Annotated in this window: 4 protein-coding genes and 1 pseudogene; all 5 read left to right on the top strand. The window is 65.9% G+C overall.

The window, feature by feature from the left end:
* Window positions 1-1343, top strand: a 1343-nt coding sequence (gene thsB / locus V5A53_RS13515; RefSeq protein WP_332314142.1) for a thermosome subunit beta, incomplete at its 5' end; no start/stop codon positions are given.
* Between the two features lie 385 nt (window positions 1344-1728).
* The gene (locus V5A53_RS13510) at window positions 1729-2196 is read left to right on the top strand and encodes a cupin domain-containing protein (RefSeq protein WP_332314141.1); all 468 of its coding nucleotides are present in this window, start codon (window positions 1729-1731) and stop codon (window positions 2194-2196) included.
* Window positions 2197-2251: 55 nt separating this feature from the next.
* Window positions 2252-2620, top strand: coding sequence for a thiol-disulfide oxidoreductase DCC family protein (locus V5A53_RS13505; RefSeq protein WP_332314140.1), 369 nt, complete (start codon window positions 2252-2254; stop codon window positions 2618-2620).
* A gap of 221 nt (window positions 2621-2841) precedes the next feature.
* Window positions 2842-3693, top strand: a complete 852-nt coding sequence (locus tag V5A53_RS13500) for a CBS domain-containing protein (protein WP_332314139.1) — start codon at window positions 2842-2844, stop codon at window positions 3691-3693.
* Window positions 3690-3951 (top strand): annotated as a pseudogene (locus V5A53_RS13495) (glycine--tRNA ligase); the annotation flags it as partial. The gene V5A53_RS13500 and the pseudogene V5A53_RS13495, both read left to right, overlap by 4 nt.

Below are 3951 nucleotides of genomic sequence, written 5' to 3'. Positions count from 1 at the left end.
AGAACGCCGAGGACCTCCTCGAACAGGACATCCACCCGACGGCCATCATCAAGGGATTCAACCAGGCCAGCAGGCAGGCCCGCGCGGAGATCGACAACGTCGCCCGCGAGGTCGACCCCACGGATACGGACCTCCTCCGGAATGTCGCCGAGACCTCGATGACCGGCAAGGGCGCCGAACTCAACAAGGACGTCCTCGCGCAGTTGGTCGTCGACGCCGTACAGGCCGTCACCGTCGAGGCCGAGGACGGCGAGTCCATCGTCGACCTCGAATACGTCAACATCGAGACCCAGACCGGCCGATCGGCCAGCGAGTCCGAACTCCTCAACGGCGCCGTCATCGACAAGGAGCCGGCCCACGCTGACATGCCGACCTCGGTCGAGGACGCCGACGTGCTCCTCATCGACGAGCCCATCGAGGTCGAGGAAACCGAGGCCGACGCCTCCATCCAGCTCGACAGCCCCGACCAGCTCCAGCAGTTCCTCGACAAGGAAGAAGAGGAACTCCGCGAGAAGGTCGAGACCATCGCCGCCTCCGGCGCCGACGTCGTCTTCTGCCAGAAGGGCATCGACGACCTCGCCGAGCACTTCCTCGCACAGGAGGGCATCCTCGCCGCCTCCCGTGTCAAGAAGACCGACCTCGGCTTCCTGAAGGAGGTCACGGGCGCGACCATCCTCTCGGAGCTCGAAACCCTCGAAGCCGACCACCTCGGCACCGCCGACGTCACCTTCGACGATGACGACGAACTGTTCTACGTCGAAGGCCTCGGCGAGAGCCACGGCGTGACGCTGCTGCTCCGCGGGTCGACCGACCACGTCGTCGACGAACTCGAACGCGGCATCGGCGACGCGCTCGACGTCGTCTCCCAGACCGTCTCCGACGGGCGCGTCCTCGCCGGCGGCGGCGCCGTCGAGGTCGAGGTTGCCCGCCGCGTCCGCGACTACGCCGACTCCGTCTCCGGCCGCGAGCAACTGGCCGTCGAGGCCTTCGCCGACGCACTGGAACTCGTGCCCCGCGTTCTCGCGGAGAACGCCGGTCTCGACTCCATCGACACGCTGGTCGACCTGCGTGCGGCCCACGACGAGGGCGACGAGACCGCCGGTCTCAACGTCTTCACCGGCGACATCGTCGACACCTACGACGCCGGTGTCGTCGAGTCCGCCCACGCCAAGTCCCAGGCCCTCTCGTCGGCCACCGAAGCCGCCAACCTCGTCCTGAAAATCGACGACATCATCTCCGCCGGTGACCTCTCGACCGACAAGGGCGAAGAGGGTCAGGGCGGCCCCGGCGGCGCGCCCGGCGGCATGGGCGGCATGGGCGGCGGCATGGGCGGTATGATGTAAACCCACTTTTTGCACGGGCGGGCTTCGCCCGCCCGGCAAAAACATGGGGAAAATATGCGCGCCTCGCTCCTGTCGCGGCCCTCCGGGCCGCGGTAGTCGCTCGGCGTCCTCAGAAACGCTTCGCGTTTCTGATGGGCTCGCAAATCGCTGCGCGATTTGCGAACGCTACGGCAGCGCTACGCGCTGCCGGGAACCGCGAGCGCTCCGCGCTCGCGGATGCTTACCCGTCGACTGCCGTTCCGCTCTCGCACCGCAATCGCTTGACCATCTCTCTTTCCGCCGTATCGATTTATAAACAGGCCGTGGAACGCTCCTGCGTTTCTTCTCGCGTTCGACGCCTGCCGAGGCCCATTCCTTTTTGCTGGGTGCTGTCCCATAGCGGCGTATGGAGAAAGTCGACATCGAGGAACTCGACAGCTGGATGGGCCCCGCAACGGTCAAGCGACCGGTCGGGAAGGCACTCGGCGCGGAGAACCTCGCGGTGAACTACTACGAACTCGCGCCCGGCGATAGCTTCGCGTTCGGCTATCACGCCCACGAGCAACAGGAGGAGGTCTTCTACGTTCTGGAGGGGACGGTGACCTTCGAGACGGAGGACGGCGAGGTCGAGGTGGGTTCGGGAGAGGTCATCCACTTCGACGCCGGCGAGTTCCAGCGTGGGTGGAACCGCAGCGACGAGCACGTCACGGCACTCGCCATGGGTGCACCGGCAGAGGGCGGAGAGTTGACGCTCCTCTGTGAGTGCGAGAACTGCGGCGAGCGCACCGACCACGTCATCGAGCGCGCCGAGCAAGGCGACGCGCTGGTGACCGTCTGTGAGGACTGCGGGGCCGAAACCGCCCGGTACACCTGATACGACTCTCGCCTCAAACGGGGCTTCTAAACGGGCGGAGGTCGTAGATTCGGATATGACAGAGGGCACCCTCGTTTACGACGACGAGTGCGGGTTCTGCAAGTGGTGGGTCAACTACTTCGCACAGCGTTCGGATATCGACACGGTCGGTTTCTCGGACCTCTCCGAAGACCAGCGCGACCGACTCCCCGAGGATTACGAGGAGTGTGCGCACTTCCTGACCGACGACACCGTCTACTCCTGTGGAGCGGCCATCGAGGAGGCCTTCGCGGTGGCGGACATGCCGCCGGGGTCCCGGGATATCGTCTCGTTCCTCCGACAGTTCGAGGACTACGAGAAACTCCGGGAGGAAGCCTACGGCGCCGTCGCGGACCGACGCGGCACCCTCGGACAGTTCATCTCGAAGGAAGAAGTCGAGGGGTAAGCAGCGGGAGCCGTCGCGGTATATAAGTGCATCCGCGAGCGCCCGCAGGGCGTGAGCGGTTCGCCGCGCGAGCGAAGCGAGCGCGGGACCGAGACCCGACCGGAGGGAGGGTCGAAGTGTCTTTTTCATCGAAGTGTTTGCCGGGCAGGCGGCAGAGCCGCCTGCCCGTCCAAAAAGTTCGTTCGGTGGACTTAGTACGCAGGCGTGGATACCTCGTCCGTATGAACGTCGCAGACGCGATGACGCCGCGGGACGAGGTTGTTACGGTCGAAATCCCGGGTACCCGGGAGGATGTCCTCGAGTACCTGCAGGACCGGGGCTTTTCGTCGGTGCCTATCGTCAAGGCGACCGACGACGGCGAAGTGTTCCGCGGTCTCGTGACGCGTGAATCGCTCATCGACCAGCCGGACGAAGACCAGTTGGCGATGCTGATCCGGGAGGTACCGTCGGTCGAGTCGTCGGCCTCGATCACCGACGTCGCCGAACTCGTCCTCGAATCGGGCGAGCGGCGCGTCCCGGTCGTCGACGGCGACGAGTTGCTCGGCATCATCACCGTCACCGACATGGTCCGCGCGATCGCCGAAGGAGAGGAGAACGGCGACACGGAGGTCGGCACCCTCGCGACCCGGGAGGTCAACACGGTCTATCAGGGCACGCCGCTGCCGGTCGCCGAGCGCGAACTCGGCCACGCGAACGTCCCCTACGCCATCGTGCTGGACGACGATGGCGACCACGCTGGCATGCTGACGGAGGTCGACATCATCGAGGTCGCCCGCGTCGTGCAGGGCGAATCCGACCCCGGCGACGCCGTCGCCAATCAGGACGACGAGTGGATGTGGGAGGGAATCAAGGCCGTCGGCAGTCGCGCGGTGCCGACGCTGAACGTCGAGATTCCCTCCGAACCGGTCGCGGAGTTCATGACTGACGACCTCGTGACGGTCACGAAGAGCAAGACCGCCCGGGAGGCCGCACAGGCGATGCTCTCCCACGATATCGAGCAGATTCCGCTCGTCTCCGGCGGCGAACTGACGGGCATCGTCAGGGACGTGGACTTGCTGGAGGCGCTGGTATGACGGAGCTGGACGAGCTCGCAGAGCTGGCCAAACGCCGCGGCTTCTTCTTCCAGTCGAACGAGGCCTACGGCGGTACGGCCGGCTTCTACACCTACGGCCCGGAAGGCGCCGCGCTGAAGCGGAACCTCGAGGACACGTGGCGGGACATCTTCGTTCGCGAGGAGGGCCACATGGAACTGGAGGCGCCGACGGTGATGCCGGAGGCCGTCTTCGAGGCGTCGGGCCACCTCGACGGCTTCGACGACATGATCGTCGAGT

Source organism: Natronomonas sp., from assembly GCF_036625485.1.
Lineage (GTDB): Archaea > Halobacteriota > Halobacteria > Halobacteriales > Haloarculaceae > Natronomonas.
Note: the sequence above shows the minus strand (reverse complement) of the source record. Positions and strands in the feature narration are given on the sequence as shown.